This window comes from Flavobacterium sp. 103, assembly GCF_003096795.1.
Classification (GTDB): Bacteria; Bacteroidota; Bacteroidia; order Flavobacteriales; family Flavobacteriaceae; genus Flavobacterium.
Map to the genome: position 1 here is coordinate 4,071,365 of NZ_QENX01000001.1, position 14,710 is coordinate 4,086,074.

A 14,710-nucleotide genomic window follows, 5' to 3' on the forward strand; every position below is an offset into this window, starting at 1 on the left:
GTAAAAAGTAAAAACAATGATAAAGAGAAGAGATTTTATAATTAACAGCGGTTTGGCGTTGGGTGCATTGGCAATTGCCCCTTCCCTAGCCTTTTCAATAAAACCAAAAAATATTGGTCTTCAATTGTATACTTTGAGAGAAGCATTTTCTAAAGACGTAAAAGGCGTTTTAGAACATGTGGCTAAGTCTGGGTATAAAGAAGTGGAAACGTATGGATTTTCAGCTGAAAAAGGATTTTTTGGCACTTCTCCAAAAGATTTCAAAAAGATACTAACTGATAATGGACTAAAAGCAACAAGTGGTCATTATGATTTTAAATCATTTATAAAAGACAATAATGTCGATTTTCTGAAAGCATCTATTGAATGTGCCAATGTATTAGGAAGTGAATATGTTACTGTTCCTTGGTTGGAAGAAAGTTTAAGAAGCAATTTAGACGATTATAAACGTATTGCACAAAAAGTAAACGAAGCGGCGGTTTTATGTAAACAATCCGGATTGAAGTTGGCTTACCATAACCATGATTTTGAGTTCAAGAAGTATGGTGATCAATGTGGTTATGATATTTTATTGAAAGAAACAGATAAAAAGTTAGTTGATTTTGAATTGGATCTGTATTGGGCAGTTCGCTCAGGAAATGATCCTTTGCAATTATTTAAAGCTAATCCTGGTCGATTTACAATGTGGCATGTAAAAGATATGGATAAATCCAAAGTAGAATGGAATACAGAAATTGGAGAAGGAAGTATCAACTTTAAATCCATTTTTGCAGAAGCTAAACTTTCGGGTATGCAACACTTTTTTGTAGAACAAGAAACTAATTACTCTCCAAATCCAACTGATTCTATTAAAACAAGTTGGGATTATGTATCTAAAAATTTAATTTAAACTTATTTTGCTATTTCTTAATTAGAATCAGTTGTAAAACAAAAGTTTTTTAATACAAAAAGACCAGCAATTGCTGGTCTTTTGTATTAAAAAAAAGTAATATCAATTAATTAGCATTCTTAGAGAAAACATAGAAATCTTTATTTATTTCTACTTTTTCAATTTTAGAAGAATTTGTAAATTCACTCCAGTCTGCTTTTGGGTTCAAAGTAACTTCCGTTCCATTTAGGGCAACTTTTACAGGCATATCAAAACCAGGGACAATATTTGTCCATCGGTACTTTATAGTGTTTTCTTGAAAAGTATATTCCAGTGTTGGAATTCGAATATCTCTCAAGTATTGATTAAAGAACGGATTCAGATTCATGCCAACTTGCTGGCTTAAATAATCTTCAACTTGTTTAGTAGTTACCGTTTGGTGGTAAAAAGTACTGTTTAGACCTCTCAAAATATTTCTCCACTTTTCGTCATTATTTACCAATTGGCGCATTGTATTGAGCATATTGGCGCCTTTATAGTACATATCGCCAGAACCTTCATTGTTTACGTCATAATGACCAATGATAGGTTTGTCGTTTTGAATGTTTTTTCGAATACCTCTTACGTATTCACCTCCAGCTTCTTTTCCATAATAATATTCCAAGAATAGACTTTCAGAATAGCAAGTAAAGCTTTCGTGAATCCACATATCGGCAATGTCTTTGTAGGTAATGTTGTTCGCAAACCATTCGTGTCCTGATTCGTGTACAATAATAAAATCAAATTTTAATCCCCAACCAGTTCCACTCAAATCGCGTCCCAAATAGCCATTCTGATAACCATTTCCGTAAGTCACGCAACTTTGGTGTTCCATTCCTAAGTAAGGAGCTTCCACTAGTTTGTAGCTGTCTTCATAGAACGGATAAGGACCAAACCAATGTTCAAAAGCTTTTAACATTCTAGGAACATCTTTAAATTGTTCTTTGGCTTTGGCCAAATTATCTTTTAAAACATAATAAGTGCAATCTAAATCACCTTTTTCACCTTTGTATTTCTCTGAAAAAGTCACGTAATCACCAATATTGATATTTACTCCATAATTGTTGATCGGATTTTTGACCACCCAAGTATAGGTTTTGGTACCGTCTTTTAATGTTTTTACATTTTCCAAACGACCATTAGAAACATCGGTTAATTTTCCGGGAACATTCACACTAATTTTCATTCCTTCAACCTCATCATACATATGGTCTTTGTTTGGCCACCAAACACTTGCTCCCAATCCTTGACAGGAAGAAGCAATAAAATTGTCCCCATTTTTGTCTTTTTTCCAAGTTAATCCGCCGTCCCATGGTGGTCTAACAGCTACTTTTGGTTTGCCGTGATAAAAAATCTTTATTTCTTTTATGGCCCCCGTATTTTGCGCAGAAGCTAATGTTATGAAAAAGGCATTACCTTCTCTTTTGTATTTTAATGCTGTACCGTCTTGTGTAATTTTGGTAATTTCCATTGGAGTTTGCAAATCAATTTGCATTACGTTATAAGGCTGTAAAACTTTATATTGAATGGTGTTAGAACCTATAATTGTGCTGTCTGCAGGATTTACTTTTACATCTAAGAAATAACGTTTTACATCCCACCAAGCTCTTTCTTTGGTGATACTACCTCTTAAAGAATCTTGTCTTGTAAAGACAACTTCAGGCTTGCCAAGAAGTCCTTGGGCTTGTATTCCATTAGAGATTAAAAATGAAATTAATAATAGCTTAAGATATTTTTTCATGTATTTGATAATTTTTTACCAAAACTACACACTTTTTTTATTTTTTAGAACCAAAAAAAAGCCCAAAAGCAATTAATTTTGCAATCGGGCTTTATAACTTAATTATTTTAAAATTTAAAGTTTCAGTACAATGTTTAAAACCGAAAACTGATTTTTACTTCTGACGGCTTTTCAAAACATCAACCACATCATTCAATTGAAAACCTTTGGCTTGTAGTAAAATTAAATAATGAAAAAGTAAATCAGCACTTTCACTCAAGAATAAATCATCGTTATCATCTTTGGCTTCAATTACCACTTCTATAGCTTCCTCTCCAACTTTTTGGGCAATTTTGTTGATTCCCAATTTGAATAAGGAAGCTACATAGCTTTTCTCGGAATCGGCATTTTCTCTTCTAGTTTTGATGGTGTTTTCTAGATTCGAAATAAAACCATAATCTTGCTTGTTTTCGGTTGCCCAGCAAGTATCTGTTCCTTTGTGGCAAGTTGGTCCCACAGGCTGTACTTGAATTAACAGCGTATCGTTATCACAGTCGTTTTTGATATCAACCAAATTTAAGAAGTTACCGCTTTCTTCACCTTTTGTCCAAAGCCTTTGCTTAGAACGGCTGTAGAAAGTCACTTTTTGAGTATCGATTGTTTTTTGATAGGCTTCTGCATTCATATAACCCAGCATCAAAACGTTTTTGGTCTCGCTATCTTGGATTATGGCAGGAATTAACCCGTGTGCGCTTTTTGAAAAATCTATGTCCATTTTTTTTAAGTCTAAAGTTGTAAAGTCAAATGTCTTAAAGTAAAACTAAATCCGAACTTCAATATTATTGTTTTTTAATTCTTTTTTCAATGTCTTAATTTCAATTTCCTTAAAATGAAATACGCTTGCCGCCAATGCTGCATCAGCTTTTCCTTCAATAAAGGTGTCAACAAAATGCTGTATATTGCCAGCTCCGCCTGAAGCAATTATTGGAATATTTACTAATTCTGATAATTTAGCCAAAGCTTCATTGGCAAATCCATTTTTGGTTCCATCGTGATTCATTGAGGTAAAAAGGATTTCTCCAGCTCCCCTTTTTTCTACTTCTTTTGCCCAATCGAATAATTTTATTTCTGTGGGGACTTTTCCTCCAACTAAATGTACGATCCATTCTCCGTCAATTTGTTTGGCATCTATGGCGACAACCACACATTGGCTTCCGAATTTTTGTGCCAAATCATTGATCAACTGCGGATTTTTTACTGCCGAAGAATTGATGGAAACTTTATCAGCACCATTTTGAAGCAAAACTTCCACGTCTTCCACTGCTGAAATTCCACCACCAACTGTAAATGGAATATTGATGGTAGCCGCTACTTTGCGAACCAAATCCACCAAAGTTCTTCTTCGCTCTTCGGTTGCCGAAATATCCAGGAAAACCAATTCATCAGCACCTTCATCCGAATAGATTTTGGCTAATTCCACAGGATCTCCGGCATCACGCAAATCTACAAAATTAACGCCTTTAACGGTTCTTCCGTTTTTAATGTCGAGACAGGGTATTATTCTTTTTGTTAACATTATTTAAAGTTAGAGGTTAGAGGTTAGAATTTAGAAGTTCATAACCGAGAAAAATCACTTTAATTTACTTTTTACTGTATTTATAGAAGCTACTATTATTGCAACTAATTCGTTAGCTTCTTTGCATAATCTTATCATTTCATTTTTTACATTTTCATCGCCTAAGTCATATAGTTCCAACAAGATTTCAATAAAAAAATGACTTTCATCTGCTTCTTCTTCAACTATTTTTAATTTATTAATAAAATCTGCTGTAGATTTTCCTCTTTGAGAGGCTCTGTAATTTGCACCAACTGAACTCGAACATCTTATTAACTGATTAACATAAGCATTATATTCTCTGGAATGAGGAAAATTTCTGCACAGTTTGCCACAATCAATGGCGAATTTTTTAGTTCTTGCTTTTAAATCTTGAGCCATAATTATAAAGTTAGAAGTTAGCAATTGGAGGTGAAAAGAGAATAACTTAGAATAAGAAGTGATAATTTTCCATCACAACCACTTCTAACCTCTAATTTCTTATCTCTAACCTTGAATTATATAATTTTCCAATTGTTTCAACGAAATTCTACCTTCGTAAATGGCTTTTCCAATGATAGTTCCTTCGCAACCCAATTCGGCAAGTTTAGGCAATTCATCAAATGTTGAAATTCCTCCTGATGCAATTAATTTAATACCTTTTGCTTCCGCTAAAATTTTGGCATATAAATTAAAACTTGGTCCTTCCAGCATTCCGTCTTTGGCAATATCGGTACAAATGACATATTGAATTCCTTTCTTTTGATAATCTTGGATAAACGGAACCAAATCTTCATTTGAATCTTCCAACCATCCTGAAACGGCTACTTTTTCATTGTTAGCGTCAGCTCCCAAAATAATTTTGTCCGAACCATATTCTGCAATCCATTTCTCGAAAATGGTTCTGTTTTTTACGGCGATACTCCCACCTGTGATTTGGTTTGCACCAGATTCAAAAGCTATCTTCAAATCAGAATCGGCTTTAAGACCACCACCAAAATCAATTTTCAATTTGGTTTGCGAGGCGATTTGTTCCAATATTTTATAATTGACGATTTTGCTAGATTTTGCGCCATCCAAGTCAACTAAATGTAAATATTCAATTCCGTGAGCTTCAAATGATTTTGCTACTTCAAGCGGATTTTCATTGTATATGATTTTAGTATTGTAATCGCCTTTCGACAAGCGAACACATTTTCCTTCTATGATGTCTATTGCGGGGATTATTCGCATAATTTGTTTAAAGTTTAAGGTTTAAAAAGTTGTTTAAAATGCGCTCACCAACATCACCGCTTTTCTCAGGGTGAAATTGCGTTCCGTAGAAATTATCATTCTCTAAAGCTGAAGAATATTCCAAGTCGTAATCAGTAGTTGCGATAGTTTCTTTGCAAATTGGCGCATAAAAACTATGTACCAGATACATATATTCGTTTTCCGCAATTCCTTTGAATAAATCTGATTTTAGGTTGTAAATGTTGTTCCAACCCATTTGCGGCACTTTCACTTTTGAAGAAAACTTCACTACATCCACATCAAAAATTCCCAATCCTTCGGTATTTCCTTCTTCAGAAGAATTACACATCAATTGCATACCCAAACAAATTCCGAATACGGGTTGTTTTAGTGTTGGAATCAAAGTGTCTAAACCACTTTCTTTAAGCATTTTCATCGCATAACTCGCCTCTCCTACTCCAGGAAAAATTACTTTGTCAGCAGACTTAATTTCTTCCTGATCGTTGCTTAAAACTGCTTTGAATCCCAATCTTTCGATAGCAAACATAATGCTTTGAATGTTTCCTGCTCCGTAATTTATAATTACTATTTTCATGTTTTTAAACCATTAAGAAATTAAGTTATATTAAGAATTTAAATCTAAATAATTTATAATTCTAAATTTATAATTATCTACAACATTCCCTTCGTGCTCGGCAAAATCATCTTTTCTGTATCGCGTTTTACGGCTACTTTTATCGCTTTCGCAAAAGCTTTAAAGATGGCTTCAATTTTGTGATGTTCGTTGGTTCCTTCGGCCTTGATGTTAATATTGGCTTTGGCTCCGTCCGAGAAAGATTTGAAGAAATGATAAAACATCTCTGTTGGCATTTTACCTACCATTTCACGCTTGAATTCGGTTTCCCAAACCAACCAGTTTCTGCCTCCAAAATCAATGGCTACTTGGGATAAGCAGTCGTCCATTGGCAAACAGAAGCCGTAACGCTCAATACCTAATTTATTACCTAATGCTTTTGCAAAAACTTCTCCTAATGCAATAGCTGTGTCTTCGATTGTGTGGTGTTCATCTACTTCGAGGTCACCTTTCACCAAAATTTCCAAGTCCATTTGACCGTGGCGTGCAATTTGGTCGAGCATATGATCGAAAAATGCAATTCCCGTTTCGATTTTGCTTTTTCCTGTTCCGTCCAAATTTAGGTTGATGTAAATATCAGTTTCATTGGTTTTTCTTGTAATCGATGCCGAACGCGCTTCTAGTTTTAAAAACTCATAAATAGCTTTCCAGTCGGTTGATTGCAAGATGATGACTTCGTCAAGTTCCTCTCTTTTTGCTGCAATTTCAGTACTTCCAGCTCCTTCAGAGGTATTCATGAAAATAGCTTTGGCACCCAAGTTTTTCGCTAATTCAACATCAGTCAAACGATCACCTAAAACAAATGAATTGGTTAAATCATAGTTTGGATTGTCAATATATTTAGTTAACATTCCTGTTCTTGGCTTGCGGGTTGGTGCATTGTCTTCCGGTAAAGAACGATCCACGAAAATATCGTCAAAAAGAACTCCTTCGTTTTCAAAAGCTCTCAAGATGAAGTTTTGGGTTGGCCAAAAAGTATCTTCTGGAAAACTGTCAGTTCCCAATCCATCCTGATTGGTCACCATCACCAATTCGTAATCCATTTCTTTGGCAATTTTTGCCAAATACTGAAATGCTTTTGGATAAAATTCCAATTTTTCCAAGCTGTCTAATTGATAATTTTCAGGTTCTAAAACAATGGTTCCATCACGATCTATAAAAAGTACTTTTTTCATTTTGTTAAGCTTTTAATGCTTCAATTAATTTTTTATTTTCTTCTTCTGTTCCAATAGTCAAACGCAAACAATTTTCACATAAAGGCTGAGTTGTTCTGTTGCGGATTACGATTCCTTTAGCAATCAAATCATTGTATCTTTTATTGGCGTCGTCCACTTTTATCAAGATAAAATTAGCTTCAGTCGGATATATTTTTTCAACGTATTTTACATCAAGTAAAACTTTAAGTAATATTGATCTTTGCTCTATAATTTCAGAGATTTCAGATTGTATTGCATCGGTATCATCCAATCTTTCCAAAGCTCTTTTTTGGGTTAATTCGTTTACATTATAAGGTGGTTTTATTTTGTTTAAAACCGCGATTATTTCTGCTGAAGCATAACAAATTCCTAATCTTATTCCGGCTAAACCATAAGCTTTTGAAAGTGTCTGCGTGATAATCAAATTAGGGCATTGATCCATTTTTTTCAACCAACTCGCTTTTTCTGAAAAATCGATATAGGCTTCATCAATCACAATTAAACCATTAAAATGTTCCAATAAAGTGGTTACGCTTTCTTCCGAAAATGAATTTCCTGTTGGGTTATTTGGCGAACACAAGAAGATCATTTTGGTATTGTCGTCAATTGCTTTAAAGATTTTCTCAATTTGAGGCTGAAAATCTGTTGAAAGCAATACTTCTCTATTTTCCACCGCATTGATATTAGCCAAAACACCATACATTCCGTAAGTAGGCGGTAAAGTAATAACATTGTCTATTTTTGGCTCACAAAACGCTCTAAAAATCAAATCCAATACCTCATCACTGCCGTTTCCTAACAGCATTTGGTTCGGATTTACTTTATTTTGCTTTGCTAATATGCTTTTTACTGAAGCTTGTTGAGGATCAGGATAACGATTTACTCCATTGTTGAATGGATTTTCATTGGCATCCAAAAAAATCATATCGGCGGTGTCAAAATCCTCAAATTCATCTCTTGCTGACGAATAAGGCTTTAAAACCTTGACATTGTCACGAACTAAACTATCTAAATTAAAACTATTTGTCATTTTCAAGGGCTTTTAATCGTAAAGTAACTGCATTCTTGTGGGCTTGTAGTCCCTCGGCTTCTGCCATAATTTCAATCGCAGAACCAATGTTTTGTATTCCTTTTTCAGAAATTTTTTGGAAAGTCATCGATTTGGTGAAACTATCAAGGTTCACTCCACTATAATTTTTGGCGTAACCGTTTGTTGGCAAGGTATGATTGGTTCCCGAAGCGTAATCACCTGCGCTTTCTGGAGTGTAATTTCCAATAAAAACGGAGCCTGCATTAGCAATATTATCAACATAGAAATTTTCGTCTTTGGTACAAATGATAAAGTGCTCAGGTCCGTATTCATTGATTAATTCCAAAGCAATGGTATCATTTTCTACAAAAATCAATTTTGAATTGGCAATGGCTTTTTCAGCAATAGCTTTTCGGGGTAGAACGTCCATTTGAGATTGGATTTCCGTTTCGACAGCATCAATTAATTCTTTTGAAGTAGAAACTAAAATCACTTGACTGTCTGTTCCGTGTTCTGCTTGAGAAAGTAAATCGGAAGCAACAAAAGCGGGAACTGCAGTTTCATCAGCAACAATCAATAATTCCGATGGACCCGCAGGCATATCTATGGCAACACCAAACTGAGTTGCTAATTGTTTGGCAACAGTCACAAATTGATTTCCGGGACCAAATATTTTATACACTTTCGGAATGCTTACAGTTCCAAAAGTCATACCGGCAATAGCTTGAATCCCTCCTACTTTCAGAATTTTGGTCACACCACATAAATAAGCGGCGTATAAAATGGCTGGATTGATGTTTCCATTTTTATCAGGAGGAGAACATAATACGATTTCGCTGCAACCTGCAAGATTAGCTGGTACTGCCAACATTAATACAGTTGAAAATAAAGGAGCTGTTCCGCCTGGAATGTATAAGCCGATTTTTTGGATTGGTCTTTTTTCTTGCCAGCAATTCACACCTTCGATGGTTTCCACTACTATGCGATTCGTTTTTTGTGCAGCGTGGAATTTTTCAATATTTGATTTTGCCAATTGAATGGCTTCTTTTAACTCTTTGGAAATAGTTGCGATTGCAGTTGCTATTTCGGTTTGTGAAACTTCTAAATCAGGAACTGAAACACCATCAAAAAGCGATGTATATTTTGCAACAGCAAAATCCCCTTTTGACTGTACTTCCTTGAAAATTCCTTTTACAGTTGCTTCGATATCATCAACTGTTTTAGTTGGTCTTTCTAAAATTGCTGACCAAGTTTCTGGTTTTGGATTGTATATTTTATTCATTTTTTTTAGCTACTAAGTTTCTAAGATGCTGAGCTTTTAAGTTTAGATTTCTTTAGGTGATTAACGGATTAAAGTACCATTTTCTCAATTGGACAAACCAGAATTCCTTCGGCACCAACTTCTTTCAATTGATCAATTACTTCCCAAAAGGTGTCTTTGTCGATTACTGAGTGAACACTACTCCATCCTTCTTGCGCCAAAGGCAAAACAGTTAAGCTTCGTAATACCGGAAGGATTTTCCCAACTGCATCAATTTTGTCATTTGGAATATTCATCAGAATGTATTTTGATTTTCTTGCTCTTAATACTGATTCGATTCTGAATTTTAACGTGTCTATTATTTTTTGAGATTCAGGACTTACTTTTGGGGAAACTGCTAATACCGCTTCACTTTTGAAAATAACTTCAACTTCTTTTAAATTATTTTTGAATAAAGTACTTCCACTGGATACAATATCTACAATTGCATCTGCCAAACCTATATTTGGTGCAATTTCTACCGAACCGGATATTTGGTGAATATCAACAGTTATTCCTTTAGAGCTAAAGAAATCAATTACAGTGTTTGGATAAGAAGTTGCGATTCGCATCCCTTCTAAATCTTTTACTGATTTATAATTAAATGTTTTAGGTACTGCTACAGATACTTTGCATTTTGAAAAACCTAATTTTTGAATTACCTCAATGTTTTTTCCTTTTTCAACTAATAAATTATCTCCAACAATAGCAATATCTACTACTCCATCAATTAAATATTGAGGAATATCTGAATTTCGTAAATACAAAACTTCTAAAGGAAAATTGGAAGCTTCTGCTTTTAATTGATCTATTCCATTATCGATTGAAATACCCGCGTCTTTAAGGATTTGGATGCTTTCTTCGTTTAAACGTCCTGATTTTTGAATTGCAATTTTAAGTGTACTCATTTGTAGTTTTTTAGTTTTTAGTTTAAATTAATGCTTGAGTACAAAGAATAGGTAATAAAAAACCCGTTTGATGTACTCAAACGGGTTTAGATTATTGTGATTTACACGCATACCATTAACACATCGCTTGAGAGCAATTATGAGAATGATGATGATGTAATAGAATTGATAACATAACTTTATAAAATTAGATAACTCTTTGTTTCTTTTGCAAATATAGAGGATAAATCAGTTACAATCCAATTTTTATTTTAACGTTTCAATAATTATTTGTTAAATTAAAAAACACGAATTGAATGAGTTTATTAAATTATTACAAAACGAATTAATCTTGGGTAATATTTTTACTTTTAAATATAAAACACCTATCAATACTGTTTTTTACGCATTATCAATAGGTGTTTAACCAACCCTAAATAATTATTAGTAAGCTACTAATTTAAAACTGCTTCCAAAGAAGGTCCCGCAGCGACTAAACGTTTTCCTTCTTCAGTATCTGTGTATTGTTCGAAATTTTTTATGTAACGCTCTGATAAATCTTTTGCTTTACTTTCCCATTCCTCGGCATTTTTATAAGTATCTCTTGGATCAAGAATTCCTTCGCTAACATTTGTTAATGCGGTTGGGATAGTCAAGTTCAAGTATGGAATTGTTTTTGTGTCTGCAGAATCGATTTCACCGCTGATGATGGCATCAATGATAGCTCTTGTGTTTTTAAGAGATATTCTTTTTCCTGTTCCGTTCCAACCTGTGTTTACCAAATATGCTTTTGCTCCGTGTTCTTTCATTTTTCCAATTAATGTTTTAGAATACATTGTTGGGTGTAATGTTAAGAAAGCTTCACCAAATGCTGGAGAGAAAGAAGGTTCTGGTGCAGTAATTCCTCTTTCAGTTCCTGCTAATTTAGAAGTATATCCACACAAGAAGTGATATTGCGCTTGATCTTCATCTAAGATAGATACTGGAGGCAATACTCCAAAGGCATCAGCAGAAAGATAAATGATTTTGCTTGCGTGTCCAGCTTTTGATGGTAATACAATTTTGTTGATATGGTAAATAGGATAAGAAACTCTAGAGTTTTCAGTGATTGAATGGTCAGAGTAATCAATTTCTCCGTACTCGTCAACGATTACGTTTTCCAATAATGCATCTCTTTTGATAGCTCTCCAGATGTCTGGCTCATTTTCTTCGGATAAGTCAATTACTTTAGCATAACAACCACCTTCGTAATTAAACACTCCATTGTTATCCCATCCGTGCTCATCATCACCAATTAAATATCTTTTTGGATCGGCAGAAAGTGTAGTTTTTCCTGTTCCAGAAAGCCCGAAGAATACTGCAACATCTCCTTTTTCGCCAACGTTTGCAGAGCAGTGCATTGAAGCCATTCCTTTTAAAGGTAAGTAGTAGTTCATCATAGAGAACATTCCTTTTTTCATTTCACCACCATACCAAGTTCCTCCAATAATTTGAATTTTTTCAGTAAGATTAAATACAACGAAATTTTCAGAGTTTAATCCTTGTTCTCTCCAATTTGGATTTACCGTTTTTGACCCGTTCATTACAATGAAATCTGGTTGTCCAAAGTTTTCCAATTCATAAATTGAAGGTCTTATAAACATATTAGTTACAAAGTGTGCTTGCCAAGCCACTTCCACTACGAAACGGACTTTTAGTCTTGTGTCTGGATTGGTCCCGCAAAAGGCATCTACTACATATAATTTTGGAGATGTTGAAAGTTGTTTTAGAACTAGTCCTTTCAACTCATCATAAATTCCTTGAGTTGTAGGGAAATTTACTTTATCATCCCAGTAAATGGTGTCTTTTGAAACGGAGTCTTTAACAATGTATCTGTCTTTAGGAGAACGCCCGGTAAAAACTCCTGTTTTTACCGCAACCGCACCTGTATCAGTTAAAGCACCTTTTTCATATCCTTTTCTTTTATTAGAAACTTCTGCTTTGAATAGTTCTTCATAAGAAGGGTTGTATACAACTTCATGGTATCCTGTGATTCCTAAATTGTGTAATTCCTGAATAATTTTGATGTTTTTCATGGTTTTCTATTTATGTAATTTGATGTGTTAATTTCTTTATCAAAAGTACTCCAGTTATCAAAGAAAAAAACTGATTTTTATCATGTTTGTCAAAAAAATATACGCAAACGTTTTCGCTTTTGCGTTGTTTTACAAGGAGTTAGAAAGTATTTTTTTAAGTGATACTAATTTTTGTTAACGAGTTGATTCTTAGTATTAAAGTAAGTCAAAACTGATTTTTATCATATTAATATAACAAAATTATTAATTTATTTACATCATTATTCACAACTAAAATATAATATTATGTTTGATTGGTTTAAAATATTGTTTACCCCGACTGAGACCCCGGAGATGACGCAGTCTTTAATTGTATTGTTCATGGCAATAAGTGTTGGTTTTTTTGCAGGAAAACTCAAAATAGGCAGTGTTTCGCTTGGGGTATCCGCGGTAATGTTTGTAGGTCTTTATTTAGGTCATTTAGGCTTTAGCATGGATGCTGAATTAATTCAATTCGTACGGGAATTTGGATTGATACTGTTCGTTTATGGTATTGGTATTCAAGTTGGCCCCAGTTTTTTTTCTTCGTTTAAAAAAGAAGGGTTGATTTTTAATGCTTTGGGAGTTGGAACCGTTTTTTTGGGTGGAATTATTGCTTATTTAATTCATTTATTAGCCAATGTTAAAATTGAAAATGCTGTTGGATTAATGTCAGGTTCTGTAACGAATACTCCAGGATTAGGAGCTGCCAAATCGACTTTGATTGAAATTCAAAAACAATTGAACCTTCCTTCTGATCACTTTTCGGATCCCGCCATTGCGTATGCGATCACGTATCCAATTGGAGTTTTTGGGATTATCGTAATTATAATTTTAGCCAAAAATTTTTTAAAAATTGATTTGTCGAATGAAGTTATTTTACTTAATAAAAAAAATAAAGACTCTGAAAATAAAATAGTTCGCCAAAAATGCAGAGTTACACAGCCTAACGTAGTAGGAAAAACAATCCGACAAATATTTAAAGAATACCACATTGACGACGTAATTATTTCGAGACAAAAACAAAGCGGAACCAAGGAAGTGTTTTCTCCTGCATTAGATTCTATAATAAAAGAGAAAGACGTTTTGATGGTTGTGGCTAAACAAAAAGATATTAATAAGTTTATTGATACTGTTGGAAAAGTATCAACGGATTTATTTATTGAATCTGAAGATGATGTTACAACCAAAATCCTTAGTGTAACTAAAAAAACAGCTACTCATAAAACATTGGCACAATTGGATTTATACAATCAATTTGGGTTAAAAGTTACTCGGGTAGTTCGTTCTGGATTAGAAATTTTAGCACAGCCTACATTGGAACTTTATTATGGAGATACTTTATTGGTAGTCGGCAGTAAAGAAGCAATTCAAGAAGCTGAAAATATTATAGGAAATTCAAAAAAAATACTTTTAGAACCTGATTTTCTTTCTCTTTTTGGAGGGTTGATTTTTGGAGTTATTATTGGATCTATTCCTATTATGATTCCATCCTTACCGGTTCCTTTAAAATTAGGATTGGCCGCTGGTCCTCTTTTAGCCGCATTATTTATCAGTAGATATGGAGGTGTTGGAGTTATCCACTCTTATATCAATAACGGAGCGATTCATTTCATGAAAGATTTCGGGATTTGTTTGTTCTTCGCTGCTGTGGGGATTAAAGCAGGTCATGGTTTCTATGACAATTTTATAGCAAATGATGGATGGATGTGGATATACTATGGTTGCTACATTACTTTTATACCTTTGACACTTTTGGTATTAATCAGCCGATTTGTGTTCAAGCTTAATTTTTATCAAATGGTAGGTATCATGAGCGGCTCTTATACCGACCCAGCCGCACTGGCTTTTAGTACTAAATATTTAGATTCTGATATACCTAATCAATCATATGCTACTGTTTATCCGTTAGTAACTATCAGCAGGATATTAGTGGCACAGTTGCTTATTCTTCTGTTTGCGAGTTGATGAATTTTGTGTTTATTTCAACCAAAAGAGGTTGTCTATATCTATTTAGACAACCTCTTTTTTATGAGTCTTTGGTAAAGATGAAATTCCAATAAATTTTGTTATGAAAACTGGATTGCGAGAGGGATAGAAGCTAGCTACCAAAGTA

Annotated in this window: 13 protein-coding genes; 2 read left to right on the plus strand and 11 right to left on the minus strand. The window is 34.0% G+C overall.

Annotation, left to right across the window (positions count from 1 at the left end; translation table 11 throughout):
• Window positions 1-16: 16 nt before the first annotated feature.
• The gene (locus C8C85_RS17250; protein WP_116798122.1) at window positions 17-889 is read left to right on the plus strand and encodes a sugar phosphate isomerase/epimerase family protein; all 873 of its coding nucleotides are present in this window, start codon (window positions 17-19) and stop codon (window positions 887-889) included.
• Window positions 890-995: 106 nt separating this feature from the next.
• Here the strand turns inward: C8C85_RS17250 and C8C85_RS17255 are convergent, their stop codons facing one another.
• From C8C85_RS17255 to pckA, 11 genes are all read right to left on the minus strand, one after another.
• Window positions 996-2,648 (minus strand): M1 family metallopeptidase, encoded by a 1,653-nt coding sequence (locus C8C85_RS17255; RefSeq protein ID WP_116798123.1) that lies wholly within the window; start codon window positions 2,646-2,648, stop codon window positions 996-998.
• 154 nt (window positions 2,649-2,802) lie between these two features.
• Complete coding sequence (hisIE, locus tag C8C85_RS17260) at window positions 2,803-3,402, minus strand: bifunctional phosphoribosyl-AMP cyclohydrolase/phosphoribosyl-ATP diphosphatase HisIE (protein ID WP_116798124.1); 600 nt, start codon at window positions 3,400-3,402, stop codon at window positions 2,803-2,805.
• Between the two features lie 45 nt (window positions 3,403-3,447).
• A complete protein-coding gene (gene hisF / locus C8C85_RS17265) occupies window positions 3,448-4,203 on the minus strand; it encodes an imidazole glycerol phosphate synthase subunit HisF (protein ID WP_116798125.1) in 756 nt (251 codons plus the stop codon).
• Between the two features lie 54 nt (window positions 4,204-4,257).
• On the minus strand, window positions 4,258-4,623 hold the full coding sequence (locus C8C85_RS17270; protein WP_116798126.1) for a four helix bundle protein: 366 nt from the start codon (window positions 4,621-4,623) through the stop codon (window positions 4,258-4,260).
• Between the two features lie 105 nt (window positions 4,624-4,728).
• The gene (gene hisA, locus C8C85_RS17275; protein WP_116798127.1) at window positions 4,729-5,454 is read right to left on the minus strand and encodes a 1-(5-phosphoribosyl)-5-[(5-phosphoribosylamino)methylideneamino]imidazole-4-carboxamide isomerase; all 726 of its coding nucleotides are present in this window, start codon (window positions 5,452-5,454) and stop codon (window positions 4,729-4,731) included.
• 7 nt (window positions 5,455-5,461) lie between these two features.
• Entirely contained in the window at window positions 5,462-6,049 is a 588-nt protein-coding gene (gene hisH, locus C8C85_RS17280; RefSeq protein ID WP_116798128.1) for an imidazole glycerol phosphate synthase subunit HisH, read from the minus strand.
• A gap of 77 nt (window positions 6,050-6,126) precedes the next feature.
• Window positions 6,127-7,263, minus strand: coding sequence for a bifunctional histidinol-phosphatase/imidazoleglycerol-phosphate dehydratase HisB (hisB, locus tag C8C85_RS17285; protein WP_116798129.1), 1,137 nt, complete (start codon window positions 7,261-7,263; stop codon window positions 6,127-6,129).
• 4 nt (window positions 7,264-7,267) lie between these two features.
• A complete protein-coding gene (gene hisC / locus C8C85_RS17290) occupies window positions 7,268-8,314 on the minus strand; it encodes a histidinol-phosphate transaminase (protein ID WP_116798130.1) in 1,047 nt (348 codons plus the stop codon).
• On the minus strand, window positions 8,304-9,596 hold the full coding sequence (hisD, locus tag C8C85_RS17295) for a histidinol dehydrogenase (protein WP_116798131.1): 1,293 nt from the start codon (window positions 9,594-9,596) through the stop codon (window positions 8,304-8,306). The genes hisC and hisD overlap by 11 nt, the downstream gene beginning before the upstream one ends.
• Before the next feature lie 68 nt (window positions 9,597-9,664).
• Window positions 9,665-10,522 (minus strand): ATP phosphoribosyltransferase, encoded by an 858-nt coding sequence (gene hisG / locus C8C85_RS17300; RefSeq protein WP_116798132.1) that lies wholly within the window; start codon window positions 10,520-10,522, stop codon window positions 9,665-9,667.
• A gap of 434 nt (window positions 10,523-10,956) precedes the next feature.
• Window positions 10,957-12,576: a phosphoenolpyruvate carboxykinase (ATP) gene (pckA, locus tag C8C85_RS17305; RefSeq protein ID WP_116798133.1), complete on the minus strand. Its 1,620-nt coding sequence runs from the start codon at window positions 12,574-12,576 to the stop codon at window positions 10,957-10,959.
• A gap of 285 nt (window positions 12,577-12,861) precedes the next feature.
• Between pckA and C8C85_RS17310 the strand changes: the two genes are divergently transcribed.
• On the plus strand, window positions 12,862-14,562 hold the full coding sequence (locus C8C85_RS17310) for a putative transporter (RefSeq protein WP_116798134.1): 1,701 nt from the start codon (window positions 12,862-12,864) through the stop codon (window positions 14,560-14,562).
• Window positions 14,563-14,710 lie beyond the last annotated feature (148 nt).

Coding starts and splice junctions, on each gene's coding strand:
- C8C85_RS17270 (WP_116798126.1), bottom strand. CDS start 4,623: ATGGCTCAAGATTTAAAAGCAAGAACTAAAAAATTCGCCATTGATTGT.
- hisC (WP_116798130.1), bottom strand. CDS start 8,314: ATGACAAATAGTTTTAATTTAGATAGTTTAGTTCGTGACAATGTCAAG.
- hisIE (WP_116798124.1), bottom strand. CDS start 3,402: ATGGACATAGATTTTTCAAAAAGCGCACACGGGTTAATTCCTGCCATA.
- hisA (WP_116798127.1), bottom strand. CDS start 5,454: ATGCGAATAATCCCCGCAATAGACATCATAGAAGGAAAATGTGTTCGC.
- hisB (WP_116798129.1), bottom strand. CDS start 7,263: ATGAAAAAAGTACTTTTTATAGATCGTGATGGAACCATTGTTTTAGAA.
- C8C85_RS17310 (WP_116798134.1), top strand. CDS start 12,862: ATGTTTGATTGGTTTAAAATATTGTTTACCCCGACTGAGACCCCGGAG.
- hisD (WP_116798131.1), bottom strand. CDS start 9,596: ATGAATAAAATATACAATCCAAAACCAGAAACTTGGTCAGCAATTTTA.
- C8C85_RS17255 (WP_116798123.1), bottom strand. CDS start 2,648: ATGAAAAAATATCTTAAGCTATTATTAATTTCATTTTTAATCTCTAAT.
- hisH (WP_116798128.1), bottom strand. CDS start 6,049: ATGAAAATAGTAATTATAAATTACGGAGCAGGAAACATTCAAAGCATT.
- hisF (WP_116798125.1), bottom strand. CDS start 4,203: ATGTTAACAAAAAGAATAATACCCTGTCTCGACATTAAAAACGGAAGA.
- C8C85_RS17250 (WP_116798122.1), top strand. CDS start 17: ATGATAAAGAGAAGAGATTTTATAATTAACAGCGGTTTGGCGTTGGGT.
- hisG (WP_116798132.1), bottom strand. CDS start 10,522: ATGAGTACACTTAAAATTGCAATTCAAAAATCAGGACGTTTAAACGAA.
- pckA (WP_116798133.1), bottom strand. CDS start 12,576: ATGAAAAACATCAAAATTATTCAGGAATTACACAATTTAGGAATCACA.